This is a genomic window from Actinoplanes solisilvae (assembly GCF_003999975.1).
Taxonomy (GTDB): domain Bacteria; phylum Actinomycetota; class Actinomycetes; order Mycobacteriales; family Micromonosporaceae; genus Actinoplanes; species Actinoplanes solisilvae.
The window spans coordinates 41,292-66,697 of sequence record NZ_RJAC01000017.1 but is presented as its reverse complement, the minus strand read 5'-3'; the positions used below and the strand labels follow the sequence as shown (position 1 = coordinate 66,697).

The 25,406-nt window shown below is 70.3% G+C and carries 24 protein-coding genes; 12 read left to right on the top strand and 12 right to left on the bottom strand.

Going from position 1 to position 25,406, the window contains the following annotated elements; genetic code table 11:
- Positions 1 to 5: 5 nt before the first annotated feature.
- Together EER30_RS32445 and EER30_RS32440 are read left to right on the top strand one after the other, a co-directional pair.
- A complete protein-coding gene (locus EER30_RS32445; protein ID WP_127504479.1) occupies positions 6 to 965 on the top strand; it encodes a hypothetical protein in 960 nt (319 codons plus the stop codon).
- 59 nt (positions 966 to 1,024) lie between these two features.
- Positions 1,025 to 2,020 carry a helix-turn-helix transcriptional regulator gene (locus EER30_RS32440; RefSeq protein ID WP_127504478.1) on the top strand — a complete coding sequence of 332 codons (996 nt, stop codon included), beginning with the start codon at positions 1,025 to 1,027 and terminating at the stop codon, positions 2,018 to 2,020.
- Here the strand turns inward: EER30_RS32440 and EER30_RS32435 are convergent.
- On the bottom strand, positions 1,987 to 2,565 hold the full coding sequence (locus EER30_RS32435) for a hypothetical protein (RefSeq protein WP_127504477.1): 579 nt from the start codon (positions 2,563 to 2,565) through the stop codon (positions 1,987 to 1,989). The genes EER30_RS32440 and EER30_RS32435 overlap by 34 nt on opposite strands.
- Positions 2,566 to 3,072: 507 nt before the next feature.
- On the bottom strand, positions 3,073 to 5,100 hold the full coding sequence (locus EER30_RS32430) for a M48 family metallopeptidase (RefSeq protein ID WP_127504476.1): 2,028 nt from the start codon (positions 5,098 to 5,100) through the stop codon (positions 3,073 to 3,075).
- Positions 5,101 to 5,254: 154 nt separating this feature from the next.
- On the opposite strand from EER30_RS32430, the gene EER30_RS32425 reads away from it, so the two are divergent.
- Positions 5,255 to 6,490 carry a cytochrome P450 gene (locus EER30_RS32425; protein ID WP_127504475.1) on the top strand — a complete coding sequence of 412 codons (1,236 nt, stop codon included), beginning with the start codon at positions 5,255 to 5,257 and terminating at the stop codon, positions 6,488 to 6,490.
- On the opposite strand, the gene EER30_RS32420 is transcribed toward EER30_RS32425, so the two are convergent.
- A complete protein-coding gene (locus tag EER30_RS32420) occupies positions 6,438 to 7,994 on the bottom strand; it encodes a beta-N-acetylhexosaminidase (RefSeq protein WP_240670451.1) in 1,557 nt (518 codons plus the stop codon). The genes EER30_RS32425 and EER30_RS32420 overlap by 53 nt on opposite strands.
- 34 nt (positions 7,995 to 8,028) lie before the next feature.
- Here EER30_RS32420 and EER30_RS32415 point away from each other — a divergent pair, with 34 nt between their 5' ends.
- On the top strand, positions 8,029 to 8,562 hold the full coding sequence (locus EER30_RS32415) for a GNAT family N-acetyltransferase (protein WP_127504473.1): 534 nt from the start codon (positions 8,029 to 8,031) through the stop codon (positions 8,560 to 8,562).
- A 43-nt stretch (positions 8,563 to 8,605) separates the two neighbouring features.
- Here EER30_RS32415 and EER30_RS32410 read toward each other — a convergent pair whose 3' ends face one another.
- The 3 genes from EER30_RS32410 to EER30_RS32400 all read right to left on the bottom strand — a co-directional run bounded on the left by EER30_RS32410 (position 8,606) and on the right by EER30_RS32400 (position 11,434).
- Positions 8,606 to 9,358: an SGNH/GDSL hydrolase family protein gene (locus EER30_RS32410; protein WP_127504472.1), complete on the bottom strand. Its 753-nt coding sequence runs from the start codon at positions 9,356 to 9,358 to the stop codon at positions 8,606 to 8,608.
- Between the two features lie 112 nt (positions 9,359 to 9,470).
- Positions 9,471 to 10,301 (bottom strand): LLM class flavin-dependent oxidoreductase, encoded by an 831-nt coding sequence (locus EER30_RS32405; protein ID WP_127504471.1) that lies wholly within the window; start codon positions 10,299 to 10,301, stop codon positions 9,471 to 9,473.
- 149 nt (positions 10,302 to 10,450) lie between these two features.
- Complete coding sequence (locus EER30_RS32400; RefSeq protein ID WP_349290896.1) at positions 10,451 to 11,434, bottom strand: helix-turn-helix transcriptional regulator; 984 nt, start codon at positions 11,432 to 11,434, stop codon at positions 10,451 to 10,453.
- 62 nt (positions 11,435 to 11,496) lie between these two features.
- Here EER30_RS32400 and EER30_RS32395 point away from each other — a divergent pair, with 62 nt between their 5' ends.
- From EER30_RS32395 to EER30_RS32380, 4 genes are all read left to right on the top strand, one after another.
- Positions 11,497 to 12,453 carry an ABC transporter ATP-binding protein gene (locus tag EER30_RS32395; RefSeq protein WP_127504469.1) on the top strand — a complete coding sequence of 319 codons (957 nt, stop codon included), beginning with the start codon at positions 11,497 to 11,499 and terminating at the stop codon, positions 12,451 to 12,453.
- A gap of 3 nt (positions 12,454 to 12,456) precedes the next feature.
- On the top strand, positions 12,457 to 13,200 hold the full coding sequence (locus tag EER30_RS32390) for an ABC transporter permease (protein WP_127504468.1): 744 nt from the start codon (positions 12,457 to 12,459) through the stop codon (positions 13,198 to 13,200).
- Between the two features lie 13 nt (positions 13,201 to 13,213).
- Positions 13,214 to 14,278 carry a magnesium and cobalt transport protein CorA gene (locus tag EER30_RS32385; RefSeq protein ID WP_127504467.1) on the top strand — a complete coding sequence of 355 codons (1,065 nt, stop codon included), beginning with the start codon at positions 13,214 to 13,216 and terminating at the stop codon, positions 14,276 to 14,278.
- Between the two features lie 137 nt (positions 14,279 to 14,415).
- Entirely contained in the window at positions 14,416 to 16,998 is a 2,583-nt protein-coding gene (locus EER30_RS32380; RefSeq protein ID WP_127504466.1) for a lipopolysaccharide biosynthesis protein, read from the top strand.
- A 140-nt stretch (positions 16,999 to 17,138) separates the two neighbouring features.
- On the opposite strand, the gene EER30_RS32375 is transcribed toward EER30_RS32380, so the two are convergent.
- Together EER30_RS32375 and EER30_RS32370 are read right to left on the bottom strand one after the other, a co-directional pair.
- Entirely contained in the window at positions 17,139 to 17,660 is a 522-nt protein-coding gene (locus tag EER30_RS32375; RefSeq protein ID WP_127504465.1) for a hypothetical protein, read from the bottom strand.
- 705 nt (positions 17,661 to 18,365) lie between these two features.
- A complete protein-coding gene (locus EER30_RS32370; protein WP_127504464.1) occupies positions 18,366 to 19,154 on the bottom strand; it encodes a hypothetical protein in 789 nt (262 codons plus the stop codon).
- 606 nt (positions 19,155 to 19,760) lie between these two features.
- Between EER30_RS32370 and EER30_RS47425 the strand changes: the two genes are divergently transcribed.
- From EER30_RS47425 to EER30_RS32355, 4 genes are all read left to right on the top strand, one after another.
- On the top strand, positions 19,761 to 19,907 hold the full coding sequence (locus EER30_RS47425) for a hypothetical protein (protein ID WP_164842549.1): 147 nt from the start codon (positions 19,761 to 19,763) through the stop codon (positions 19,905 to 19,907).
- 109 nt (positions 19,908 to 20,016) lie between these two features.
- The gene (locus EER30_RS32365) at positions 20,017 to 20,436 is read left to right on the top strand and encodes a DUF2750 domain-containing protein (protein WP_349290898.1); all 420 of its coding nucleotides are present in this window, start codon (positions 20,017 to 20,019) and stop codon (positions 20,434 to 20,436) included.
- Between the two features lie 48 nt (positions 20,437 to 20,484).
- Positions 20,485 to 20,922 carry a response regulator gene (locus tag EER30_RS32360; RefSeq protein WP_127504462.1) on the top strand — a complete coding sequence of 146 codons (438 nt, stop codon included), beginning with the start codon at positions 20,485 to 20,487 and terminating at the stop codon, positions 20,920 to 20,922.
- Positions 20,923 to 20,951: 29 nt separating this feature from the next.
- A complete protein-coding gene (locus EER30_RS32355; protein ID WP_127504461.1) occupies positions 20,952 to 21,302 on the top strand; it encodes a PRC-barrel domain-containing protein in 351 nt (116 codons plus the stop codon).
- Here EER30_RS32355 and EER30_RS32350 read toward each other — a convergent pair.
- From EER30_RS32350 to EER30_RS32335, 4 genes are all read right to left on the bottom strand, one after another.
- Positions 21,299 to 22,291, bottom strand: a complete 993-nt coding sequence (locus tag EER30_RS32350; RefSeq protein WP_127504460.1) for a 3-oxoacyl-ACP synthase III family protein — start codon at positions 22,289 to 22,291, stop codon at positions 21,299 to 21,301. The two genes, EER30_RS32355 and EER30_RS32350, sit on opposite strands and share 4 nt — an antisense overlap.
- A gap of 309 nt (positions 22,292 to 22,600) precedes the next feature.
- The gene (locus EER30_RS32345) at positions 22,601 to 23,464 is read right to left on the bottom strand and encodes an MHYT domain-containing protein (protein ID WP_127504459.1); all 864 of its coding nucleotides are present in this window, start codon (positions 23,462 to 23,464) and stop codon (positions 22,601 to 22,603) included.
- 182 nt (positions 23,465 to 23,646) lie between these two features.
- Positions 23,647 to 24,039 (bottom strand): hypothetical protein, encoded by a 393-nt coding sequence (locus tag EER30_RS32340; protein ID WP_127504458.1) that lies wholly within the window; start codon positions 24,037 to 24,039, stop codon positions 23,647 to 23,649.
- Positions 24,040 to 24,122: 83 nt separating this feature from the next.
- Positions 24,123 to 25,367 (bottom strand): L,D-transpeptidase, encoded by a 1,245-nt coding sequence (locus EER30_RS32335; protein WP_127504457.1) that lies wholly within the window; start codon positions 25,365 to 25,367, stop codon positions 24,123 to 24,125.
- Positions 25,368 to 25,406: the final 39 nt, after the last annotated feature.

The following is a 25,406-nucleotide window of genomic DNA, read 5'->3' as shown; positions in this document are numbered from 1 at the left end:
CCGTCATGAAGTTCTTCTCCAACGAGAAAGAGAACGACACCCAGCAGATCCCCGACCGCGAGGACCGCGCGGCGTCCGAGCCGGTGACCGTGCCGCCGCAGCGGGCCGGGTCGCCGTGGAGCGACGCCCCCCGCGACTCCTCCGACCCCTCCGACTCGTCCGCCTCCTCCGCTGACGACTCGCGGGAGAGCGGGCCGCGGAACACCGACTCGCAGGACTCATCGTCCTCGCGGGAGACCGGGCCCTGGAACACCGATTCCCAGGAGACCTCGTCCGGGGACACCTCGTTCCGGGACGCCTCTGTCCGAGACGCCTCCGACGACCGGGCGACCACCACGACGACGTACGGCCCGGACGGGTCAGTGGTCGAGAGCCCTGCCGATCGGGACGACGACCGCCCCGGGGACGACACCGTGTCCGGCGACGACCCGGACCGCACCACGGCGATCAACTCCGGCGGGGAGCACGTCGACGCCGACAAGGACAAACCGTCGGAGGACGCGGCCGTCAAGGACGACGGGTCGTTCGACAGCCCCAAGGCCGTCGACCCGGCCACCGACGAGCCGCTCAAGGACGAAGAGACCCGTGCCGACGGCTACCGGGACGGCGAGGAGTTCCAGCCGTCCTCGGAAACCGCCCCGGTCGTCGCGGCGGTCGCCGTACCCGCCGCCGCCGCCGCGTCAGGGGCGCACCACGCCGCCGCCGGCTCCGGCTCCGGAGAGAGGCTGCTGCCGGACGGGGACTCGTACGCCGAGAGGTTCCGCGACATCCAGCTCCGCTTCGTCGACGAGCCCAAGGAGGCCACCGCCGAGGCCGCCACGCTGGTCGGCGAGGCCGTCGACAAGCTGACCAGCGCGCTCAAGGCGCAGCGCGACGGCCTCGCCGGCAACTCCGACGACACCGAGAAGCTCCGGGTCGAGCTGCGGGCGTACCGGGACATTCTCAACCGGCTGCTCGCGCTCTGACTTCGCACGCAACGTCCAGGGGAGCCCGGCGGGCTCCCCTTCGGCGTTAACGTTCCGGAATGCGCGCCGACCGTCTGCTCTCGCTTCTGCTGCTGTTGCAGACGCGCGGGCGGATGACGGCCCAGGACCTCGCCGACGAGCTCGAGGTCTCGGTGCGCACCGTCTATCGCGACGTGGAGTCGCTCGGCGCGGCGGGCGTGCCGGTCTACGCCGACCGCGGGCCGACCGGCGGCTATCAGCTGCTGGACGGCTATCGCACCCGGCTGACGGGCCTGACCTCGGACGAGGCGGGCACCCTGTTCCTGGCCGGGATGCCGGGGCCGGCGGCGGAACTCGGGCTCGGGTCGGTGATGGCGGCGGCGCAACTCAAACTGCGGGCGTCGTTGCCCGGGGAGCTGGCCGATCGCGCGGATCGCGTACGGGAAAGGTTTCATCTCGACGCACCCGGGTGGTTCCGGGGTGACGAGCCGACGCCGCATCTCGCCACCGTGGCCGACGCGGTCTGGAACGGGCGGCAGGTGGAGCTGCGCTATCGGCGGTGGAAAGCGCCCCGCGAGGTGACGCGAACCCTGCATCCGCTGGGGGTCGTGCTGAAGGCCGGACGGTGGTACCTGGTGGCGGCGACGGCGACCCGGACGACGGCCTATCGGGTGTCGAACATCCTCGACGCCGAACTGCTGGACGAACCGGCGGAGCGGCCCGGCGACTTCGAACTGGCCGGGTTCTGGCGGGATTGGACCGAACGGTACGAGCGCAGCGTCTACACCGCGACGGCGACCGTACGGATGACGGCGGCGGCGTTGGAGCGCATGGGGTACGTCTTCCCGCCCGAGATGTCCCGGGTGGCGCGGGCCGAGGCCGGGGAACCCGACGAGACAGGGTGGCTGGTGACCCGCGTGCCGATCGAATCGGTGCGGCACGGGCACATCGAACTGCTCAAACTGGGCGCCGAGGCCGAGGTGCTCGATCCGCCGGAGCTGCGGGAATGCTTCGTGGCGACGGCGCGTGGGCTGGCCTCGACCTACCTGCCGCCGACGTCACCCGCGGAGGCGTAGTTGCCGTAGTCGCCGGTGAACGGGTCGGTGTCCTCGTAGGTCCACCAGTCGTCGTCGCCCTCGCCGCTGCCACCGCCGTCGGTCACGTCGCCCGGGGCGTCGGTCTCGTCGCCGGTGGACGGATCGGTGTCGGTCGGGTCCTGGCCGGTGGGGTCGCTCGGGTCGCTCTGGCCGTTCGTCGGCTCGGAGGTTGTTCCGGTCGCGGGCTCACTGGTGGACGGCTCGGTCGTCGGTTCGGTAGTGGGCTCGGTCGTCGGCGGGGTGGTCGCGTTGCGGCTGGGGCTCGCAGTGGGCGACGGATCGGTGACCGACGGGCTGGACGAGGGGCGGACCTTGTCGACCGGGGTGTTGTCGCTGCTGGTCTGCTCGCCCGCGCCGGCGCCGCCGAGCAGGTTCTGGGCCGGTTCGGGGGTGTACTCGCCGATGGAGGGTGGACGGGCCGGGTCGCCCTGCCGCGCCACGCCCAGCTGGACACCCATCCACAGCGCAGGCCCGAGCCCGACCGCGATGATCGCCCCGAAGAGCGCCAACGGTCCCCGCTCCATGTCTGGCCTCCCCGCCTCACTGGGATCATCCCGCCGGTTCGGGCAGTTCTCTACCCGGAATCAGAAGCGGCAAAGCGAACGCTCCGCATCGTCAGTGTGACCTCACGTGACGGATGGTTCACTTCTCAGTCGCCCATGCGACCCCGCACGCCGAGAACTACGCCCGCGCCTCGCCAACAGTTCACCCAGCGTGATGCCACTTTCGAAGCAATCAGCGACCGGGCGATCACGAAAGGGGCACCCCGGAGCTTCGGCAAGATCGCCTCAAAGGGCGGCGGAACAGGGAAATCGGGCAGCAGGCGTCGTCTCGGGGTCGTGGTCCGCGCCCGGAACGAGTAGGGAACTCCGCCATCGACCGTCACCGAAACGAACATATCGACGGCATCGTGAGGGCACGCCAAGAAATGGCCCGTCACACTTCACTGACCAGCGCCTTCGTGAGCAAGCACACGCCCGAAGCGGCCACCGGTGGGCGGGGCAGCGGGGTCCGGGATCTACCGGCGCCGGTCAGCGGGTGCGGGTCAGGAAGGCCACGGCGTCGTCGAGGGCGGCCCAGCCGCCGGGGAGTTCCTCTGAGTCGAGGGTGGTGCGGACGGTCAGGGTGGCGCCGTCGCGCAGGTTGATCTCCCAGGAGCGGCGGCCGTTGCGGGCGGCCGACGCCGTGGCGATATCGGCGAAGGGGACGAATCGGCTGCCTGTCGCGTCGGCATCTGTGGGCGGGGTGGGCTCGGGACGGGTCGCGGTCGCGGTCGCCGCACCGCCCGACGCCGCCTGTGCCGGCTCTGCGGCGGAGGGGCCGGGCACCGATGCGGCCGGGGCCGGCATGGCGGTGGCGGGGCGGCCGTCGGGCAGGACGCCGTCGGTCGCGAGGCGGGTCAGGCGGCGTTTGGCCTCGTGGTGGCGGGAGCGCGGCAGGCCCGGCACCAGGAACAGCCCGGTCTCGAGGACCAGCAGGTCGGTGCGGGCGCCGTCGACCTGGACGCCGACCACTCCGCCGAGCACGGGGACCCGGGCCGAGTGGTGACGGGCGGTGGAGGCGGCCGCGGTCAGGTCGACACCGATGGCGGTGAGCCACTCACGCACCTGTCCGACCGTCTCGGGGTCGCCGGCCATTTCCGCGGGGGCCTGCAGTTCCAGGTAGGAACCGTCGATCGCGACCAGCTCGGCGGTGCCGGTCCAACTGTGCCGCCAGCGGGCGACGTCGCTGTGCAGGGCGGCCAGCGCGAGCAGAAGGGCGATCAGGTCGGTGACCCGGGCGGACACCTGCTCGGGTGGCAGGTCGTCGAAGAGCGTCTCGGCGATCTTGCGGAGGCGGCCGTCGGCGGCGAGGTCGAGCACCGCGGCGGCGCCGGTCACCGGTTCCCCGGCGGCCCGGGACAGCGCGCGCAGCGAGGCGTCGGCTTCCCGCTCCATCTCGGCGAGGCGCGCCACCCCGAAGAACTCGTCCCAGCTCACCACCGCCCGGCCGCCGACCGGGAAGGCCACAGCCTGCAGTGCGCGGCCCATTCCCGGCAGATCGGGCACCAGCTCCCCGCCCGGAGGAGACGCGACCCCGCTGTCAGACGCGGCCGAGCTGTCAGACGCGGCCGAGCTGTCAGACGCGGCCGAACTTTCAGGCGCGGCCAGGGCGGCCAGGCGCTCGGCCTGCGTCGGGTGCGGGTCCCACTTGCCGGGCGGTTCCGGCGTGCCCGCTCGCAGGGCGGCCAGATCGTCGGGGCGGGCGGCGAGCACGCGCAGGAGGCCGCCGAAGATGTCGTCGGGCACGAGGCCGGTCTGCCAGCCGGGGCTGAGGTATTCGGCGTGGAAGAGCTGCTGCATGCCCTCGAGCGCGGGCCCGTCGCGCAGGATCGCGGCGGCCGCACCGGCGCCCGCGAACGAGGCGGCCACCCGGTCGGCGGCAAGCTCCTGCGCGCGGCTGTAGGGGGCGTCGACCTTCAGGTACCACCGGGCCCAGGCCCGCAACGCCGGTCCGGCCGGGCTGCGGCGGGGGATGCGCGGCACGATGCGGCCCAGGGCGACCCGCCCGCGCCAGGCCATCGGGGCGAACCGCCCACCCAGCGCGGGCGAACCGTGGGCCAGCTCGTGGGCGACCGCGGCCCGCAGCCGCGACTCGTCCCAGGCCTGCAGCAGGGGCAGCCCCAGGTAGAGCTGACGGGGACCGCCCAGCAGGCCACCGAGGCGCAGACGCTCGGCGAGCGTCACGGTCGCCCCGGCCACGACGGTCACGCCGTCGGGCGGCTTGACCCCGGCCGCGGCGGCCGCCTCGTCGAGCATGGTCCAGAGGGCGGGCGCGTGCTGCCGCGTCACCGGCACGCCGGCCGGGGTGGTGCGGCGCGGGCGCAGTGCCCGCACGGTCGACCACCAGAGCAGCCCCGCGACGGCGATGACCAGCGGAACCGCGGCCTGCAGGGCGACCGTGCCGGGCACCGACTCGAGCACGAGCAGCACGACCAGCAGCACCACCGCGACCTGCAGCCAGGCCACCGCGAGGAACCCGGCCAGCATCGCCACCGACCGACCAGCCGACCCGGTCACACCGCCACCTCCGGTCCCTCGCGGGAGGAAGCCGCGAGAAGAAACAACGCCCAAGAGTAGGGCGGCCCTCCGACGAAAACCCCAGACGTGCAGTCCGCCGGAGGGAAAAATAAGGAAGAAATTCGGGCCGTCACCGGAGGGGATACGGACCGCCATGCCGCTTCTCGACCAGACCCTGTCCTTCGCCACGAAGGGCTATGCCTGGCTTCCCGACCTGCGTCGTCGCAGCCACGGCCGGCCGGTCGGCATGACCTTCGGCGGCCGGCCGGCGGTCGCGATCAGTGGCCCCGGCGCCGCGCGTTTCTTCTACGGACCGAACAATCTCGAACGGCACACCGCGGTGCCGTCCGCCGTGGTCAGCACGCTTTTCGGCCGGGGCGTGCACACGCTCGACGGCGAGGCCCACCGGGTGCGCAAGGCGCTCTTCGTGGCGCTGCTGATGCACGAGGACGGCGTCGACAACCTGGCCGTTCTGACCGGCAAGATCTTCGATGAGGCGGCCGACGGCTGGCGTCGCGGCGAGCCGGTGTCGCTCTTCGACGAGTCGGCCCGGGTTCTCACGGACGCGGCGTCGCGCTGGACGGGCGTACCCGATGACGATCGGATGGCCGCCGACCTGGTGGCGATGGTCGACGGCTTCGCGACGGCCGGTCCCCGGCACGCCCGCGCCCGCCTGGCCCGTCTGCGCCGCGAGCGCCGCTTTTCCAAGATCATTGAGGGTGTACGCCGGCAGGAGCCCACGGAAACGCCGGTGTCGAAAATCGCGCATCACGTCGAGAACGGCTATCTGCTCGATTCTCGCAGCGCCGCCGTCGAACTGATCAACATGATCCGCCCGACGACGGCGGTCGCGTGGTACCTCGCCTTCGCCGGCCACGCGCTCGACCGCTGGCCCGGCTCCCGCGCCCGGCTGCGCGCGGGCGACGACGACTACACGGCGGCGTTCGTCCACGAGCTGCGCCGCTTCTATCCGTTCGTGCCGTTCCTCGGCGGCCGCGCCCGTCGCGATCTGACCTTCCAGCACGTCAGCATCCCCAAGGGCACGCTCGTGCTGCTCGACGTCCACGGCCAGCACCACGATCCGAGGGTCTGGCCCGAGCCGTACGAGTTCCGCCCCGAACGCTTCCTGAACCGCCCGGTCGGCGAGTTCGAGCTGATCCCGCAGGGCGGCGGCGATCCGCGCGCCGGCCACCGCTGCCCCGGCGAGCGGATCGTCCTAGCCCTGCTCGGCACGCTGGCGCAGCGCCTCGCCAAGCTCGACTACTACCTGCCTCCGCAGAACACCGCCATCGACCTGAGCCGCGTGCCGGCCCGCCCCCGCAGCGGCCTGAAGATCGTCAGGCTGTGCGGCGCTGACGCCAATCGATCTCCGGGCTTCGGTGATAGTTGACGCCCTGCGCCTCGAACCGGGGACCGAACTCGCCGAGGCGGCGGCGGAACGACGGCCAGTCGCGGGCGGCCCGCGGCGTCCAGCCGATCTCGGCGATCGCCGGCAGCCGTGGGAACGTCATGAACTGCACGTCGGCGAGGCTGCGCAGGGTCTCGGACCACAGCGGGGCCTCGACTCCGAGCAGCGACTCCTCCGCCACCCCGGGCAGGCGGTCGGCCGGGTCCCAGTCGTAGGAGCGTTCGACGCCGACCAGCCCGGCCCAGTCCAGACCGAGCGGGGTCGACTCGTCGTACTTCATGTCGAGGTAGCCCCGGTCGGCCGGCGACATGATCACCTGGTGGCCCGACCGGGCCGCGCGGGCGACGCCGTCGTCGGCCGGCTCGATCCGCCAGTACTGCGGGATCGCGGAGGCGGGCAGTTCGACGGCGGCCATCTCGTGCCAGCCGATCGCGCGCTTGCCGTACTTGCCGGGCAGCGGCAGCACCCGGGTCATGAAGGTGCGGTAGTCCTCGGCCGTCGTGCTGAGCGCCTCGTCGCCGCCGATGTGCAGGTAGGGCCCCGGGGTCAGCCCGGCCACGACCCGGATCACGTCCTCGACGAAGGCGTACGTCTCCTCGCGGTCGACGCAGAGCGAGCTGTAGCCGACCGCGTCGTCGGTGCGCGGCAGGACCGGCCTGCCGTCGCAGGTCAGCTCGGGGTAGGCAACCTGGGCGGCGTTGACGTGGCCGGGCAGGTCGATCTCGGGCACGATCGTGACGAACCGGGTCGCGGCGTAGGCGACCAGGTCGGCGTACTCCCGTGCGGTGAGGAAGCCCGGTCCGGCGCCGTCGATGCCCGTGCCCTCGCCGCCGCTGACCTCGGTGAGGCGCGGCCATCCCTCGATCTCGAGCCGCCAGCCCTGGTCGTCGGTGAGGTGCAGATGCAGGTGGTTGATCTTGAACTGGGCGATCGTGTCGATGTGCGCCCGGATGTCGGCCGGCCCGAAGAAGTGCCGCGCCAGGTCGAGCATCGTCCCGCGGTAGGCGAAGCGCGGCGCGTCCTCGATCCGCCCGCCCGGCAGCACCACGTCGTCCTGTCGCGTCTCGGGCAGCAGCTGCCGCACCGTCTGCAGCCCCGCGAAGAGCCCCTGAGCCGACGGCGCCCGCAGCGTCACCCCACCGGCGGCGATGTCGAGCCGATAGGACTCGGGCGACTTGGCATCGTCCCCGTCGTCGTCAAGGAGCAGCCGCACGACCCCGCCCGCGCTCCGGTCGTCCGAACGCTCACCGCCCCCGGCCGACCCGCCCGCGGATGGGTCGCCGGCCTCCGCGTCGGCGCTTTCCTCTTCCTCGCGTCGAGCCACAAGGAAGCCGGTGATTCTGCGCAGCAGCGCGGCCAATTCGTCGGCGACCGCGGCCGCCGCTGGGGCCGCGATCACCGCCACCTCGGCCGTAATCCGGAAATCGCCGGAGGAATCGGGCCGGACGGAGGCCGGAAGCGGGATGATGTCGCCGAGCTCTCTCATCGTGCGCACGCCGGAAACCATAAACTGTCTTTCCATGTCGATCACGACCCGTCGTGCCGAAGACGCCGACACCGAACTGCTGCACGACCTGGCCGCCCGCACGTTCGGCCTGGCCTGCCCACCCGGAACCCAGCAGGCCGACATCGACGCCTTCATCGCGACCCACCTGTCCGAGGCGAGCTTCCGCGGCTACCTGGCCGACCCTGAGCGGCTCCTGCTGCTCGCCTACGACGACGCCGTGCCGGTCGGCTATTCGATGCTGGTCGGCGGCCCGATCAAGGACCCGGACGTGGCCGCCGTCGTGGACGAGAAGGTCAGCGTCGAGCTGAGCAAGTTCTACCTCTCGCTCGACCGGCACGGCTCCGGCGCGGCCTCGGCCCTGATGGCCGCCACCCTCGCCGCGGCGGCCGGAACCGGGGCCGGCTTCTGCTGGCTCGGCGTCAACCAGCAGAACGTACGGGCCGGCCGCTTCTACGAGAAGCACGGCTTCGAGGTCGTCGGCGTCAAGCGCTTCCTGGTCGGCGAGGAATGGCACGACGACTACATCCGCCGCCGCCCACTCCCCTGATCGTCCGCGACCGGACTGCTCGCCCCGGCACGGCGGCCCGGGATCAGGCCGGCTGGATCTCGGTCCAGGTGATGAACTTGCCGGTGCGGTCGTCGCCGGAGGAGCGGCCGCGGACCCGGCGGTTGAGCCACGGCAGCACGTGTTCGCGGTAGTAGCGGGCCTCGGCCAGCACCCGCCGGCTCTCGTTCGGCCCCGGATCGATCACGTGGGCGGCCGTCTCGTAGCCGAGCTTCTCGAGCACCAGGCCGGCCACGCGGCGGTGGCCGGCCGCGTTGAGGTGCAGGCGGTCGGCCGACCAGTAGCCGGGGCGGCGGATCTCGGTGTCGTGGAAGACGTCGACGAAGGTGATGTCGTAGCGCTCGACCAGCTCGATCACGGCCTGGGTGAGCAGCTCGCCGCGGCGGCGCATGACCCCGCCCAGCGGCAGCCGCTCGGACGGGTCGGCCCCGCTGAGCAGCACCATGCGGACGCCGGCCTCGATGCAGCGCTGGATCGCCTTCTCGGTCAGCTCGGCCAGCCGCAGCATGTCGCCGCCGGGGCGCATCATGTCGTTGCCGCCGCCGTTGAGCGTCAGCAGCGTGGGCCGCGGCGAGAGAGCCAGCGCCGCGTCGAGCTGCTCGGTGACGATCGGCTCGAGCAGCCGCCCGCGGATGGCGAGGTTGGCGTATTGCACCGTCGTGCCCTCGCCGGCCGCCAGACCGGCGGCCAGCAGATCGGTCCAGCCCCGCACGGAACCGTCGGGCTGATCGTCGCCGACCCCCTCGGTGAAACTGTCCCCGATTGCCACGTACCGCATCACGCCGAACCCCTCCGTACCTTGATCATTTCGAGGCATCCGCGAGGCTAGCGGACCGGTTGCGCGAGCAACGGGCTTCGCGACCTGGGTCATACCTCTCGGCCCCTGGCCTTCACCTGATCAGCGGTCGCACCTCTTCGCCGACCCAACGAACGTAGGCCTCGGCGTCCTCGCCCGGAACGGGCTGAAGGATGACCTTGCTCGCGCCGGCGGCCACGAACTCGGCCACCCCGATGGCGATGTCGTCGGGGCGGCCGAACAGGCCCGGATAGTCGACCTTGAACTTCTCGGCGTCGGCGACGAGCCGGGCCTCGGCGTCGGGCCCGGTCAGCGCGGGCACGAAGACGACGATTTCGGCGTCGGTGATGACCTTGGCTGCCTCGGCGACCATGTCGGGCGACGTGCCGCCGGAAAGGACGACGGCGTCGCCCACCTCGTTGGCCAGGGCGATCGTCTTGGGGCCGCCGGCCGCGACCGAGAGCACCGGCGGAACCGCGGGCGGCCAGTCGAGGCGTACGTGGTCGAGCTTGACGTAGCGCCCGTCGACCGTGACCTCTTCGCCGCGGAGCAGGTCGCGCAGGGCGGTGCCGTATTCGCGCAGGAGCGTCAGCGGGGACGCGACCCGGCCGCCGACCTGACCCATCCAGTCCTGCACGCCGTGGCCGATGCCGGGGAGCGCGCGCTCGCCGAACATGCGGCCGAGCGTGGCGATCTCCATCGCCAGGGAGGCGACGTTGCGGAACGGGACGGGCATGATGCCGATGCCGACGCGCAGATTCTCGGTCCACGCGAGGGCGGCGGTGGCCGCGGTGAGGCCGCCGTTGAGGAAGCAGTCTTCCCACAGCCAGAGCTCTTCGACCCCGGCCTGGTCGGCGGCCCGGGCCACCGCGCGCAGAGACTCGGGCGGGTTCTGTGGCAGGAAGATCGCGCCGATCGTCGTCATGGCCTGATTCTGCCCGGACCCACCGACACTTTCGCCCCGCCGCCACCGTTCGCGGCGTGAACTTCAGCACGCTCGGACATACGACGATTCTTATATAAGCTGAAGCTTAGGTAAGCCCGGAAATTGTCACAGGCCCCCGATAGCTTCATTCACGCGGATCGGCGCCACGGGGGCGTCGATCCGTCCACAATGGCCGCGCCCCGCAGCAAGGCCTCGGCCGTGTCGCGCACGCGGTCACGCAGTTCGGCCGGTGACTCGATGGTGAACGGCACGGCCAGCACGCCGAGCACCATCACCGGCCAGGTCAGGTCGTCGGTGTTCATCCGCAGGCGGCACGAGCCCTTGCCCAGCTCGTCCACGGTTCCATAGTGGCCGATCAACGCCCGCACCCGTTCGGCCCGTGTCTCCAGCCGCACGTTCACGTCGTACCGGGCCGGAATCTGGGACATCCGCGAGCGCAGCCAGGCCGCCGCGTCGCCGCCGGGAATCTCGCGCGGCCGGAAGCGGGCGCCGGTCAGCACCGGGGCGTTCAGCCGGTCGACCCGGAAACTGCGCCAGTCGCCCCGTTCGAGGTCCCAGGCCACCAGGTACCAGCGTCGCCCGAGGGGCACCAGCCGATGAGGCTCCACGTGCCGTTCGGAAGCGTCCCCTTCGCGCGGCGTATAGGAGAACCGCAGCCTTTCCTCGCCCCGGCACGCCATCGCCAGCGTGGTCAGCACCGTCGGGTCGAGCGTGGGCCCTCCACCCAGCACGCCCGGCGCCGTGACCTCGCGCAAGGCGTCTATGCGGCGCCGCAACCGGGGCGGCAGCAGCTGGATGACCTTCGCCAATGCCCGTACGGAAGTCTCTTCGAAACCGGCCGCCACCGACGTTCGTAGCCCGACCGCGATCGCCACGGCCTCGTCGTCGTCGAGCAGCAGCGGTGGCACCGCCGCCCCCGCCTGCAGTTGATAGCCCCCGGCCACGCCCCGGCTGGCGTCGACCGGGTAGCCCAGATCGCGCAGCCGGTCGACGTCGCGCCGCAGCGTGCGGGGGCTGACCTCGAGGCGGCCGGCCAGCTCGCCGCCGGGCCAGTAGCGGTGGGTCTGCAGCAACGACAGGAGTCGCAGCATGCGTGCACTCGTATTCGCCATGAACCCAGACTCCGCCGCATTGAGGTCAGAAAGTGTCCGCAAGGCAGCCTAACGTCGTACTCATGATTGAGACACGAGGGTTGGCCAAGCACTTCAAGGACGTCCGTGCCGTCGACGGCATCGATCTCACCGTCGCGCCCGGCGAACTGGTCGCGCTGCTCGGCCCGAACGGCGCTGGCAAGTCGACCACGCTGCGCATGCTCACCACGCTGATCCCGCCCACCAGCGGTCAGGCGACGGTGGCCGGCTTCGACGTGGTGCGCCGCCAGCGGGACGTGCGCCTGCGCATCGGCTACATCGGTCAGGGCAACGGCGCCGGGCACAGTCAGCGGGGCCGCGACGAACTGATCAGCCAGGGACGGGCGTACGGAATGAGCGTGCGCGACTCCCGTACCCGGGCGGCCGAGCTGATCGACTCGCTCGGGCTGGCCGAGGTGGCCGACCGCCGCGTCTCCAGCCTCTCCGGTGGGCAGCGCCGCCGGCTCGACATCGCGATGGGGCTCATCCACGCGCCGTCGCTGCTCTTCCTCGACGAGCCGTCGACCGGGCTCGACCCGCAGAACCGGGCGAATCTTCAGGAGCACATCCTCGCGCTGCGGGCCCGGCACGAGACGACGATCGTGCTGACCACGCACTACCTGGACGAGGCCGACTCGATGGCCGAGCGGGTGATCGTGATCGACCACGGCCGGATCATCGCCGACGACAGCCCGGCGCGGCTCAAGGCCGAGCACGTCGGCGACCGCATCATCCTCGGTTTCGACACCGAGTCGGACGCGGCCGGCGCCGCCGCGACGCTCGACGCGCCCCGGCAGGGACGTCAGCTCCACATCACCACCGACGGCGCGCCCCGGCGCGTACCGGGAATTCTCGATGACCTGAAAGCGGCCGGCCACCCCGCCGCCGAGGTCGAGGTGCGGCGCCCGACCCTCGACGACGTCTTCCTGAAACTGACCGGCCGCAGCCTGCGCGAGGGCGGCGCCGAGGCCACCCGCACCCCCGAGCTCGTGGAGGTCTGAGCCATGACCACGCTGATCACCGACACCCGCACGGTCTTCAGCCGCGAGCTGCGGCCGACCCTGCGCGACCCGTTCACGATCATCTTCTCGATGGTGCAGCCGCTGGTCTTCCTGGCGCTGTTCACTCCCCTGCTGCCCGACGACGACGGCACCGCGCTGCAGTGGTTCGTGCCCGGCATCATCGTCATGTCCTGCCTGTTCGCGTCGTCGATGACCGGGTCGAACCTGCTCTTCGAGATCCAGACCGGCTCGCACGAACGCATGCTGGTCACCCCGCTGCGCCGGCCGGCCCTGCTGATCGGGCGGGCGCTCAAGGAGATCGTCCCGATGTTCGCCCAGGCCGCCCTGATCGTGACCGTCTGCCTGCCGTTCGGGTTCCGGTTCAACCTGATGGGCGCGCTGCTGGGGCTGATCATCCTGGCCGCCTTCTGCATCGGGCTCGGCGCTCTGTCGTACACGCTGGCTCTGGCCTCGAAGAATCAGGAGTGGCTGTTCTGGACCGTGCAGCAGACGCTGATCTTCCCGCTGCTGCTGCTGGCCGGCGTGCTGCTGCCGATCGACAACGGGCCGGGCTGGTTGCGGGCGCTGGCGAAGGCCAACCCGCTCAGCTATGTGGTCGATGCCGAGCGGGCGCTCTTCAACGGCGACATCTGGTCGTCGGCCACATTGGGCGGGCTGCTCGCCGCGGCGGTCGTCGCCGCGCTCGGGCTGGGGGTCGGCGTGCGCGCCATGCGTCGATCGGACTGAGTACCTTCAGCGAATGCTCAGAATTCTGGGTCGGCTGGTCGAGGGCCTCGCTCCGCGTCCCTCGGCCGGCGACGACCGGCAGCCTCGCCGCAATCCCGATGCCGTCGTCGACTGCGCCGTCTATCACGCCGGACGGCGCCGGCCCGGTTCCCTCCACTACGCCTCGGCCCGCCAGCGCCGGGGCGAGTTTCTGTGGCTCGGGCTGCACGAGCCCGACCTCGCGACCATGCGGGCCGTGGCCGAGACGTTCGGGCTGCACGAGCTGGTCGTCGAGCAGACGGTCGAGGGCGGCCACCGGCCGGTGGTCGAGACGATCGGCGACGTGACCCGGGTCGTGCTGCGCACCGCCCGCTACGTCGAGCACGACGAGCTGACCGCGACCAGCGAGGTCGTCGACACCGGCGACGTCACGCTGCTAATCGGGTCGTGGTTCGTCATCTCCGTGCGGCACGGGGCGGCGGGGGCGCTGTGGCCGGTACGGCAGGAGGTCGAGAAGCGGCCCGACCTGCTGCGGGCGGGTCCGTGGGCGGTGGCGTACGCGGTGGCCAACCGGATGGTCGACGACTACCTGGGCGTCTCGGCGAGCGTCGAGCGTGACCTGGAGCGGCTCGAGGAGGAGACCTTCGCGACCGGCCGCCGCTCGGCCGAGGTCGCGCACTTCTATCAGCTGAAGCTCGAACTGGTCGAGTTGAAGCGGGCCGTGCTGCCGCTGCAGGAGCCGCTGGCCCGGCTGCTCGACCTGCCGGTGGTTCCGCCCGCGCTGCGGCCCTACCTGGTCGACGTACGCGGGACACTGGCCCGCGCGGTCGACCGCGTGGCCGGCTTCGACGACCTGCTCAACTCGATCCTGCAGGCCCGGCTCACCCAGGTGACGCTCGAACAGAACAACGACATGCGCATGATCGCCTCGTGGGCCGCCATCGCCGCCGTCCCGACGGTCGGAGCCGGAATCTACGGGATGAACTTCGCGAACATGCCCGGAATCGACTCGCGCTACGGATTCTCGGCGACGATCGCGGTCGTCGTTCTCGTCTGCGCCGGCCTTTACTGGCGTTTCAAACGGGCCGGATGGCTCTGATGTGACCTCACGCGTCCCAAAGATCCACCGAACGGTGACCACTCCTTTCCGGACAGTATGCGCAGGTCAGGCCGCTCTCCCGTAGCCGCCGAAACCGGGGAGTAAATACCGTTTCGGGTGTTCCCTGGGGAGGCTGTGTGACCACGACCGAGGTCGTTGCGCCGAAAGAGACGCCGCCGGTACGGCCGGCCAAACGCCGTAGCGGCCTGCTGACCGCGCTGAAGGAACACGTCGATCTCTTCCTGAACGCCGGCTCCCTGATCGCCACCACCGCGATCACGTCGCTGTTCGGCTTCGCCTACTGGTGGGTGGCCGCCCGCTCGGCGTCGCCCGAGGCGGTCGGCCAGGCATCCGCCGCCGTGTCCGCGATGACGCTGATCGGCACCATCGGCATGTTCGGCATGGGCACCATGCTGATCTCCGACCTGTCCCGGCTGCGCGGCCCGAAATGGGAACTGATCACGACGTGCCTGCTCGTGTCAGGCAGCGCCGCCACGGTCGGCGGCATCGGCTACGTCGTAGTGGCCAGCACGTGGATTCCCGGCCTGCGGGAAGCGCTCGGCGGCTCGTTCGGCACAGTGCTGCTCGTCGTCGGCATCGCGCTCAACGCGATCGTGCTGGTGCTCGACGAAGCCCTGGTCGGTCTGCTCAAGGGCCCGCTGCAACTCATGCGCAACGCCTGGTTCTCGGTGATCAAGCTGGCGCTGCTGGGCGGCCTCGCCCTCACACCGCTCACCCTGACCGGCAACGACCTGCTGCTCACCTGGGTCGCCGGCATCGTCACGTCGACCGCGATCCTCGCCCTGGCGCTGCGCAAGCGCCGCATCATCGACTCGGTGCGTCCCCGGCTCGGCCTGCTGCGCGGCCGCGGCAAGGCGACCTTCGACCACAACCTGCTGAACATGGCGACCTACCTGCCGCGCGCCGCGCTGCCGCTGGTCGTCACCGCGGTGCTGTCGGCCGAGGCCAACGCGTCGTTCTACACCGCCTTCATGGTGCTGTCGTTCCTCGCGATGGTGCCCGGCAACGTGGCGCTCACCCTCTTCGCGGTGGCCAGCGGCGACCAGCGTGCCCTGCGCTCCAAGGTGCGGGTCGGCCTGCTGATCTGCCTCGCCGGCCTGCCGCTCTCGCTGGCGATCTCGTTCCTGGCCAACCCGATCATGTCGCTGTTCGGCGCGCAGTACGCGCAGACTGCGGGCGACGCACTGCGCATCCTCGCCCTGACGTACGTGCCGTTCGTCTTCCTGCACTTCTTCATGGCGATCTCGCGGGTGCAGGGCCGGGTGCGCGGCGCGGGCATCTTCTCGCTGTTCGCCGGCGCCGCCGAACTGGGCGCGGCCTGGTACGGCGGCAGCACCGGCGGCCTCACCGACCTGGTCATGTGGGTCGCGATCGTGATGGCCATCGAGACCGTGCTGGTCGCGCCGACCGTGCTGCGCGTGGTCTTCGCGGGCAACGACCGTCGGGGGGACGGCGTGAACACCACCTCCATGACCCTGCACGAGCGGGCGTGGCTGCCGCTCGAATACATCCGCACCGTCGGGCCCCTGCACGGCGTCAGCGTGGACGGCGTACGCCGGGCTCTGATCGGTTTGCACGCGGCCGACCCGAAGCACCGGGCCGTATCGAAGCTCGACCGCCTCGGGGCCCGCTGGCAGCACCTCAGCCCGGCCGAGTTCTCGCTGTTCGTCGAGCGGGCCGTGCAGGACTCCGGCGACTGGTCGCTCGACATGGACGGCATGACCCGCAAGCTGCAGTCCGAGCCGCGCGGGGTGCACCCGATCCGCATCCTCGTCGGCGCCGGCTACGTGGCGATGAAGGTGTCGCACGCCTACGGCGACGCCGGCCCGGTGAACGCGCTGCTGCACGAGATCGTGACCGCCGCCAGCGAGGACCGGGCCGCGGTGATCCCGCCGCTCGAACGCAACCGCCTGGCGCTGCCCAAGGCGTGGTGGAAGCAGTTCGGCACCAAGCCGGCCCGCTGGAAGGAGGGCATCAGCTTCGCCCGCCCGCCGGCCCCCGAAGAGACCCGCATGCGCAAATGGCAACCCGACCTGACGGTACGCACCGCGCGCTCGGCCGCCACGCTGAAGCTGATGCGCGAGTGGCGCGACGAACACTCGCCCGGCGTCACCACCTCGGCGATCACGTTCGCGGCCTTCACCACCGCGCTTGACCACCTGGGCCTCAAGCCCGACACGGGCGGCGCGACGTTCCTGGCCGACGGCCGGCGCTTCCTCGACAAGAACACGCGCATCGACAGCAACTTCTGCATGGGCCCCTACCTGTCCCCGCCGAACATGATGGACCCCGCGTCGATCAACACCACGATCAAGAACGAGCTGGCCACCGGCCGCATCCTCACGATGATGATGCTGCGCGAAGGCAAGATCGCCCTGGACGGGGCGCCCGGCATGCCCGACCCGTACCCGGCCGAGCTCGCCGTTCCGCCACGCCCCCGGCTGACCTTCAGCAACCAGGGACGGCACGACCTGCTGGGCGACCTGCCATGGTCGGTCGGCCCCGAATGGCGGGTCAACCTGAGCGTGCCCACGCTGAACAGCCCCGAAGGCGTCACGCTGACAACCAGCGAGATGAACGGCGTGCTCCACCTGGAGGCGACATTCCACGCCTCGACCTTCGACCCCGAACTGATCACGACGGCGATGGAGATGGTCCTGCGCGACCCCGCCTCGCTGATCATGAACGCCCGGGTATGAAACGGTGCCCGGCCCCTTGTGGGAGCCGGGCACCGTTCGCTATGTCCGGCGACGCTCGTCGCCGTTCCTGATCGGCGGATCGAAGCCGCCCTGGTTTATCCGGCGCCGGGCCCGGCGCCTGCTATGTAGTCGGCCTTCAGTCAGCTCCGCGCCGGGAGCATCAGGCCGGAGGTATGGGTGAGAAGCGGCGATCCGCGTTTGCAGTCGGTGTAGCTGATGGTGGCCGCGAGAAGCGAGAAGTCGTTGCCGTCGGGGTTGGCCTCGACCCGGAACGAGGTGTAATCGGCGCGGCCCAGCCCGAGCGAATCGCCGCGCGAGAAGGACGTGAACTCCCGCTCCCCCGGGTAATCGATCACGACGTCGTCGTCCCCCCAGACGACGACCTGCACGTCACAGACGCGCCGATCGGTCTTCCACCGCACCCGCACCCAGGCCGACTCGCCCGCGTCGACCGCCGACAGCACCTGACTGACCGGGCGCGGGCCCTTCTTCGGCGCTGCCTTCGCCTTTTTGTTCTGTGCGTGGGCCGTATTTTGTGCGTGCTGCGTGTTTGGCTCGGCCGCCGTGCGCGTCCCGGAAGCCGCGGCCGGGCTCACACCCACCACCGCCACGATGCCGACGACCGCAGTAACGACGATCCCGATCCGATGACCCGTTCTCATCTCGGTTCCTCCCTGCCGGCCGCTCCCCCGGGCGACCCACGCCGGGATCATGCTATAACGCTGATTTCGGGTTAGAGAGCTTTACCCCATTTAGTACGAGTCGTGGCAAGTTCGGGGCCAGCAGTCCCGCGCCGTCGCCCCTCACGGCCATAGGCCCGCTGCGGCCCGGCGTTCCCTGACGCCGCACGCGAACACGGCCGACGATCCGATCGCGAAGTGCGTCCCCACTCCCCGACCTCGACCCCGCGCACGAGTTGCCCCAGCGCCACTTGCCCCCTCGCGCCGCCCAATTGACGCGCTGCCCGATTGACGCGCTGCCCGTGCCATGCGCCGTCCAATCGTCGCGTCCGCCCGTTCCATGCGCCGTCCGGTCGTCGCGTCCGCCCGGTCCTCGCATCCGCCCGGTCCTCGCATCCGCCCGGTCCTCGGGACGCGAAACCGGAGGCAGGCCCCGGCTCACTGACTCAATCAGTGGCCCCGGGACCCGCCGCGGTTACGTCAGCCGGCCCGCCTTGGCCTGATCCTCGGCACAACCGCGGCCGGCTCGAACCGACCGTTCTCGGATGATCGAGGACCCTGAAGGCCAACTTCGAATCCGCGAGTCAGACGACGTCGCGCGAGGTTGATGCCGACGCCCTCGCCCCGCGCGGGGCTGGAAGCCGTCCACGCGCGCCGCCGCTCACGTCGCCGCACGCCGGCGAACCGCTAGGCGGCAGCCGTCGGGCTGGCCGCAGGCGAAACCGTCGGGCTGGCCGCAGGCGACGTAACCGGGCTCACCGGGTTGCTCGGCCGGTCGCTGTTGCTCGGCCGGTCATTGTTACCGGGCCGGTCGTTGTTACCGGGCCGGTCGTTGTTACCGGGCCGGTCGCTGCTACCGGGCCGGTCGTTGTTACCGGGCCGGTCGCTGCTACCGGGCCGGTCGTTGTTGCCCGGCCGGTCGTTGCTGCCCGGACGGTCGTTGCTGCCCGGACGGTCGTTGCTGCCCGGCCGGTCGTTGCTGCCCGGACGGTCGTTGCTGCCCGGACGGTCGTTGCCCGGGCGACCCGTGTTGCGGAGGACCGGGAGCGACAGCGTGAACGACTTGAACTCGGTGCGATCGCGGCGGCCACATCCGTCGTAGGACATCGTGGCGCGGAGGCGGGCCACACCGGCGCGGTCGAAGTCGGGGTTGACCTCGACGGCGGTGAAGTCGCCGCGGCCTGGACGCAGCGAGTCGCCCCGGGTGAACGACGCGAACTTGCGCCTACCCGGGTAGGAGACATCGACATCGCGGCCGCTGACCCGAACCTGCACGTCGCAGACCCGCTTGTCCGTGCGCCAGAAGATCTTCACCCAGCTGTCGGAGTTGGCCTTCACCGCGCCGAGCCAACCGGAAACCGGCTGCGGCCCCTTTGCGACGACGGCCGCGGCGGGCGCCGTAACGGTCACCGTAGCCATGCCGACCGCCGCCGTAGCCGTGGCTACCAGCGCCCCGATGCGTCGACTGTTGTTCATGTGTTTCCTCCAGTGACTGATGAGTGTCCGGCTGTGCATCAAACCGACAAAACGGACACTATGGCCACCGCCCGATTTCGCGTCGTCTTTACGCCGCGTTTCGGGACGAATTCCACTTTCTTGTACTAAATGTTTATCTCTCGTAGGCCGAAAAGATGATGTTGATCAGGCGTTCGGCTCGTGTCTCCGAGCGCCGCCAGAAGTGACCGGAAGACACCGCCAGAAGCTCCCAGAATCAAACTCAGAACCCCGTTGAATAGCACTTCACCTGCACGTATAGACAATTTCAAGAATACGAAAGAATGCCGCCGCAGAAGCACCGCAACACCTGTACGGGCCGCAGCGCGCACCACGCCGGCGAGCGCCACCCGCCCGCTGCCACCCGTCCAACCCGAAACGACGCGACCCGAGCAGCAACGCGACCCTGGAAGCCCCGACACGACGCGAACGAGCAGCCCGGGACGACACGATCCGGAACGACGCGACACGAGCACCCCGGGACGACGCGATCCAGGACGACGCGACACGAGCACCCGGGGACACACGGATAGAGCAATCCGATAGCGGAGCAACCCGGATGACCCGCGACCGAGTCATCCGAGCCTGATGTTCATCGACCACCGACGCCCGATCCTTGGACCCGAGGCGGAGAGCGTCCTCGACGGCGACGAGGGCTGTAGCCCGGCGGCGCGACGACTGTCCCGGCGCAACCCGGCCCGCGCGAGCGAGCTGCGAGCCACGGCCGGGGCCTGAGCCAGGCAGTGGCGCGAAAGGCGCGCTGCGGCCTGGAGTGGCAGGGAGCTCGCGAGGAGCAGCGAGGGCGACCCTCCTTGCGGTTGTCAACGGCCACGTGGCGTACCAAATGCGATTTTTAGGACAGAATAGGGGTATGTCATTGAGTGGGGCTCATCGGGCGGCGTTTCGGCGGGAGGCCGGCCAGGAGGGGCGGGTCTTCTCGATTCGGGACGGGGCGGGGTTGCCGGCGCCGGTCGGGGAGGACGGGCGGCGGACTGTGCCGTTCTGGTCGAAGCCGACGCGGGCGGGGCGTGTGGTCGATCAGGTGGCGGCCTATCGGGGGTTCGAGGTGGTCAGTGTCGACGTCGATGAGTGGCTGGGGACGTGGCTCGGGCGACTCGAGGCTGACCGCATGTTGGTGGGGGTGAATTGGTCGGGGATCCGGGCGACCGGATTCGACCTGCCGGCGGCGCAGGTGAGGCAGTGGTTCGCCGATGAACCGGCGGCTGACATGCCGGCTGAGGAAGGCACGCCCGGAAGTAGTTGAACGCGGGATGTGCCCCTATGCTTGCGGCACAGCAAACAAGGGAGGCCTGTGCGCAGCCTGCAGATTCTCGTCGTCGATGACGACGACGCCGACGCCCTCATGATCTCTGAGGCGCTCGAGGCGGCGGAGACGCGCGCTAGCGTCGACCGGGTGGCCGACGGCCGTGAAGCGCTCGACTACCTGCGACGTGAGGGTAGTTATGCGCAGGCGAGCCGGCCCGACCTGATCCTGCTCGATCTGAACATGCCGCGCATGGACGGGCGCGAGACGCTCGAGGCGATCAAGACCGACGAGCGGCTCAAGGCCATCCCGGTGGTGATTCTGACGACATCGGGCGCCGAGCCCGACATTGTCGCCAGCTATCAGCACCGCGCCAACGCCTATGTCACCAAGCCGTTCGGCCTCGACGAGTTCGAGTCGACGGTGCGGCAGATCAACCGGTTCTACCGCGAGGTCGCCAGTCTCCCGCCGGCGGCGCAGGCATAGTCGGCGCCGCCCGGGGGTACCCCGCGGCCATGACTCAGAACGAAGCTCCCGAGGATCTCGGCGCGCCCGTCGCCTACCTCGTGCTCAAGGACGGCACGCCCGTCTACGACCAGTCGGGTGCGCGCGTCGGCGAGGTCGAGCACGTGCTGGACGACGAGCAGCAGGACGTCTTTCACGGGCTGATCGTCAAGACGCCGCACGGGCACCGGTTCGCGCCGGCGGCCAAGGTGAGCGGCCTCTTCGAGCACGGCGTGATCCTCAGCGTGCCGGGCGCCGAGCTGCCCGAGCCGAGCGAGGACCCGTCGGCGCGCGTGGCCGACGAGGGGCTCCAGGACACGCTCAAGCGCGCCTGGAACTGGCTCGTCCAACCGCGCCCCTAGCGGACGCCGCCCCAGCGCATCAGCGCGGCGCCGACCGACATGCCGCCGCCGAAACCGGCCATCAGCACGATGTCGCCCTCGTTCATCGAGCCTTTGCGTACGGCGTCGTCGAGCGTGACGGGCACCGAGGCGCTGCCGACGTTGCCGTAGCGGTCGAGGGTCAGGTGGGTCGCGGCCGCACCCAGTCCGGCCGCCTCGACGAGCTCGGCCAGCATGACACCGTTGGCCTGGTGCGGCACGAAGTGGTCGACGTCCTCGACGGCCACGCCGGCCCGCTTGAGCAGGCTCTCGAAAGCCGGGGGTACGCCGCTGTTGACGAACTCGCGGACGCCGCGGCCGTTCATCTTGAAGTAGTGGTCGCCGTTCGCGATCGTGTCGGCCGAGGCAGGCAGTCGGCTGCCGCCGGCGGGCACGTGGATCAGTTCGCTCGCCTCGCCCCGTGAGACCAGTTCGAGGTCGAGGAAGCCGTAGCCCTCGGCCACCCGGCCCACGACCGCCGCGCCGGCCCCGTCGCCGAAGAGCACGGCCGTACGGCGATCGCCGAAGTCGAGGATGCGGGAGTAGACGTCCGACGCGACCACCAGGACCTTCGCGGTCGGGTTCATCGCGACGAGGCTGTTGGCCAAGGCGACCCCGAAGACGAAGCCCGCGCAGACCACGTTGATGTCGAAGCAGGCGGCCCGGTTCGCGCCGATCTTCGCCTGAACCAACGACGAGGTCGGGGGTTGCGGAGAGTCACCGGTTGACGTAGAGACGATCAGGTAGTCGATGTCGACCGCCTCGAGCCCCGAGCTCTCCAGCGCGGCCCGCGCGGCCTCGGCCGCGAGGTCGGACGCGGCCTCGTCGGGAGCGGCGAAACGGCGAGCCCGAATCATCGTCTTGCGGGCGACCCACTCCGGATCAGCGTCCGGCACGAGGCGCACCAGATCGTCATTAGTGACCACCTCAGCAGGCAGGTAAGAGCCCGTACCCAGGATGCCAATGCCCATATCGTCCTCGCCTCGATCGCCACACTCCGCTGCCTGCGAAAGAGGCTATCCGCGTTTGGTTGTGACAGGCAGGCACGATCGCGCGACCGTGCGGACCTCGGCGATCACCCGATCGGCCACCGCGTCCGGCGCCAGAAACGAGAGGGAGACAAGTGACGACAGGGAGTTCGCTCCGCTGATCAGATGATTACTCAACGTGACTGTCGCGCCTCGAATGTGAAGTTGACGCGTCGTCTCGGCGATTTCGGCCTCGGAGCGTCATATGACAAAGGGCCGGCCTTTCGGCCGGCCCTTTGTGTGGCGCAAGTCTCAGCGAGAGGAGCGGTCCCGGTAGGTCCAGTTGGCCGAGGCCAGGCTGCTGGGGTCGCGCGGGGCCGTCGGCTGCGGGGCGCGGGCGGCCGCCTCCTCGCGGCGCTGGGCCAGGTAGGCCGAGGCGGCGCGGTCCTCCTCGGTCGGGGCGGACATCAGGACGTACGCGAGGGCGATGATCCCGAAGACCACGGCGACGCCGATCGGGACCAGCATGCCGCTCGCGGTCGCACCCGGCAGGTCACCGGCCGACGGGAGCGAGCTCACCGACATCGCGAACATGCCGGTGAAGTGCATGCCGTTGACCGCGACGCCCATGACGAGGGCGGCGACGAAGATGACCAGCGGACTGCGCACCGTGACGGCGAGCCAGAGCGCGACGGCCGCGGCGACGACGGCGATGCCGATCGAGGCACCGACCAGGGTCATTCCGTACGAGACGTCGCCGTTGAGCTTCATGGCGGCCATGCCCGTGTAGTGCATCGCGGCGACGCCCAGACCGGCGACGATGCCACCGAGGATGATGCGCAGGTTGCGCGCGCCCTTGCCGAGCAGCGCGATCGCCAGGCCGACACCGACCGCGACCACGGCCAGGATCGCGCTGGCCGCGGTCAGGCCGACGTCGTAGCGGATCGGCGTGCCGTCGACGTTGAAGCCCATCATCGCGACGAAGTGCATGCTCCAGATCGCGGTGCCGCCGATCGAGAGCGAGGCGAGCACGAGCCACCAGATGCGCTCACTGCGCACCGAGGCCGACCGGAACCGCACGGCACAGGTGAGGCCGAGCATCGAACCGAGAACAGACAGGACGTAGCTGATGGTGGGGGTGATCCACCCGTGGTCGAAGTGATGGATCGTGGCCATCGCGGTCTCCTCCTTGTACCCGCTCCGAGAGTGCATCCTGCACTTTCGGATGTGAGCGTGAGAGGGAATGTGACCCACTCGCGTCACGAACCGGTTACGGTCGGCCAAACACCTCAAGAACGTGCAGGTCAGACAGAACGCGGTTTGCCGCACGATTAGATCCCACCCGGCCGCGTTCGTGATCATCCGACGGTCTTCAGCCCACTGTCCGAACAGACACTGGACATGTCCGAGGCGGCAGCTCCCACCGCCGCAACGGCATCCGGCTCCTGCTCCGTTCCGGCCGCCGAGACCGCTTTCGCGTACGCCACCCCAAGGCGCTCGGCGGCGTCGGCGACCGGCGCGTCGGCGGTGGCGCTGCTCCGGACCACGTCGTCGACGACGCCGGCGACCATCAGGGAAGACTGGGCGATCGCCGTGGCCAGAGCCGCGCAGGTCAGGGCGCCGGGAGGGTCGTCGACGGCGGCGCTGGGGGCGGCCGGGCTGCTCGCGGGGGCAGGCGCGGCCTCCTGGGGCGCGGCACCGTCGCAGCCGCTCAGCGCGATCACGGCGATCACGATCCAAATTCGGGACATTTCGCCAGGCTAAGCCGATCTCCCGGCGTACAACGGAAAAAGGCCCGGTCGTCGCCGACCGGGCCTTTCACTTCGGTGGGGTTCTACTTGAGGTAGGAGCCCTTCTTGTACTGCTCCCAGCTCATGTTCCAGTCGGTCCAGCCGTTGCCGTTCTTCAGTTTCTCCTCGGTGCCCGACACCGTGATCGGGTCGCCCATCATCGTGCGGCTGAAGAGCCAGGCACCCATCGCCTCGGAGACGTTCACACAGCCGTGCGAGACGTTCGTACGGCCCTGCTTGCCCTCCGACCACGGCGCCGCGTGGATGAACTGGCCACTCCACGTGATGCGCTGGGCGAAGTCGATCGGGGTCTTGTAGCCCTGACCGGCCGGCAACTCGTCGGTCGTGTCGAAGATCGTGTGCTTCTTCTTCTCGATGACGACCATCGTGCCGCTCGACGACGGCGTGCTCGGCTTGCCGAGGCTGACCGGAATCGTCTTGATGACCTTGCCGTCCTGCTTGACCGTCATCCGCTTGGTCTTGTTCGACACCGTCATGACGAACGAGCGGCCGACCTTGAGGTCGACGGTCAGGTCGGAACGGCCGTAGTAGCCGTTACCCAGCGGGACGCCGGTCAGCGCGACCTTGTAGAAGACCTTCGAGTTGGCCTGCCAGAAGACCTTGGGGCGGTAGTGCACCTCGGTCGGGCTCGTCCAGTGCCAGATGCCCTCCTGCGCCGGGGTGGAGGTCACCTTCATGCGGCGCTCGACGTCGTCGCGGTAGCTCTCGGGGATGGCCCGGCCGAACTTGATGATCAGCGGCATGCCCACGCCGACCGTCTGGCCGTCGCCCAGGAAGCTCGAGACGCGCACCAGCTTCGCCGGCTTGGCCATCGTGGTGAACGAGCTGGTGGCGGTGTTGCCCTTGCCCTCGGCCTCGGCGCCGGTGACCGTCACGGTGAACTTCGTGCCCCACGGCAGGGCCTTGGCCGGGGTCCAGGTCTTGGCGTCCTTGTCGAGGGTGCCCTCGACCTCTTCACCCTTGGCGTCGGTCACCTTGACGGTGGTGTTCTCGGGATCTTCGCTCGAGTATTTGATCGGCTCGATCGCGCCGACGCCTTTCGCCTCGGCGGCCGGCGACGTCACCGCGACGGTGCTCAGCGTGGGCTGGGGCGACGGCTGATCGCCCTCGCCGCCGGGGGCGCCGGCGCTGCTGCCCGGCTGCGCCCCGCCCTGCCACGAGGACGACTTCTTGTCACCGTCACCACAGCCCGAGCTCAGCAGCACGCTGCCCGCGATCACCGTGATCGCGGCGAGCCGCCACCTTCCCTTTGCTCCCCAGGTCTTCATGGTCCCCTCACGGCGTCGATCGTCCCGGCGCGCCCAATA

What these genes read in the sequence shown, in the direction of transcription:
- EER30_RS32390 (WP_127504468.1), top strand. Translation starts at nt 12,457, where the DNA reads ATGACCACGCTGATCACCGACACCCGCACGGTCTTCAGCCGCGAGCTG.
- EER30_RS32435 (WP_127504477.1), bottom strand. Translation starts at nt 2,565, where the DNA reads ATGGAGCGGGGACCGTTGGCGCTCTTCGGGGCGATCATCGCGGTCGGG.
- EER30_RS32405 (WP_127504471.1), bottom strand. Translation starts at nt 10,301, where the DNA reads ATGACGACGATCGGCGCGATCTTCCTGCCACAGAACCCGCCCGAGTCT.
- EER30_RS32340 (WP_127504458.1), bottom strand. Translation starts at nt 24,039, where the DNA reads ATGTCCCGAATTTGGATCGTGATCGCCGTGATCGCGCTGAGCGGCTGC.
- EER30_RS32420 (WP_240670451.1), bottom strand. Translation starts at nt 7,994, where the DNA reads ATGAGAGAGCTCGGCGACATCATCCCGCTTCCGGCCTCCGTCCGGCCC.
- EER30_RS32345 (WP_127504459.1), bottom strand. Translation starts at nt 23,464, where the DNA reads ATGGCCACGATCCATCACTTCGACCACGGGTGGATCACCCCCACCATC.
- EER30_RS32355 (WP_127504461.1), top strand. Translation starts at nt 20,952, where the DNA reads ATGACTCAGAACGAAGCTCCCGAGGATCTCGGCGCGCCCGTCGCCTAC.
- EER30_RS32400 (WP_349290896.1), bottom strand. Translation starts at nt 11,434, where the DNA reads ATGGCGAATACGAGTGCACGCATGCTGCGACTCCTGTCGTTGCTGCAG.
- EER30_RS32385 (WP_127504467.1), top strand. Translation starts at nt 13,214, where the DNA reads ATGCTCAGAATTCTGGGTCGGCTGGTCGAGGGCCTCGCTCCGCGTCCC.
- EER30_RS32350 (WP_127504460.1), bottom strand. Translation starts at nt 22,291, where the DNA reads ATGGGCATTGGCATCCTGGGTACGGGCTCTTACCTGCCTGCTGAGGTG.
- EER30_RS32440 (WP_127504478.1), top strand. Translation starts at nt 1,025, where the DNA reads ATGCGCGCCGACCGTCTGCTCTCGCTTCTGCTGCTGTTGCAGACGCGC.
- EER30_RS32425 (WP_127504475.1), top strand. Translation starts at nt 5,255, where the DNA reads ATGCCGCTTCTCGACCAGACCCTGTCCTTCGCCACGAAGGGCTATGCC.
- EER30_RS32445 (WP_127504479.1), top strand. Translation starts at nt 6, where the DNA reads ATGAAGTTCTTCTCCAACGAGAAAGAGAACGACACCCAGCAGATCCCC.
- EER30_RS32335 (WP_127504457.1), bottom strand. Translation starts at nt 25,367, where the DNA reads ATGAAGACCTGGGGAGCAAAGGGAAGGTGGCGGCTCGCCGCGATCACG.
- EER30_RS32415 (WP_127504473.1), top strand. Translation starts at nt 8,029, where the DNA reads ATGTCGATCACGACCCGTCGTGCCGAAGACGCCGACACCGAACTGCTG.
- EER30_RS32375 (WP_127504465.1), bottom strand. Translation starts at nt 17,660, where the DNA reads ATGAGAACGGGTCATCGGATCGGGATCGTCGTTACTGCGGTCGTCGGC.
- EER30_RS32365 (WP_349290898.1), top strand. Translation starts at nt 20,017, where the DNA reads ATGCGATTTTTAGGACAGAATAGGGGTATGTCATTGAGTGGGGCTCAT.
- EER30_RS32395 (WP_127504469.1), top strand. Translation starts at nt 11,497, where the DNA reads ATGATTGAGACACGAGGGTTGGCCAAGCACTTCAAGGACGTCCGTGCC.
- EER30_RS32370 (WP_127504464.1), bottom strand. Translation starts at nt 19,154, where the DNA reads ATGAACAACAGTCGACGCATCGGGGCGCTGGTAGCCACGGCTACGGCG.
- EER30_RS32410 (WP_127504472.1), bottom strand. Translation starts at nt 9,358, where the DNA reads ATGCGGTACGTGGCAATCGGGGACAGTTTCACCGAGGGGGTCGGCGAC.
- EER30_RS47425 (WP_164842549.1), top strand. Translation starts at nt 19,761, where the DNA reads ATGTTCATCGACCACCGACGCCCGATCCTTGGACCCGAGGCGGAGAGC.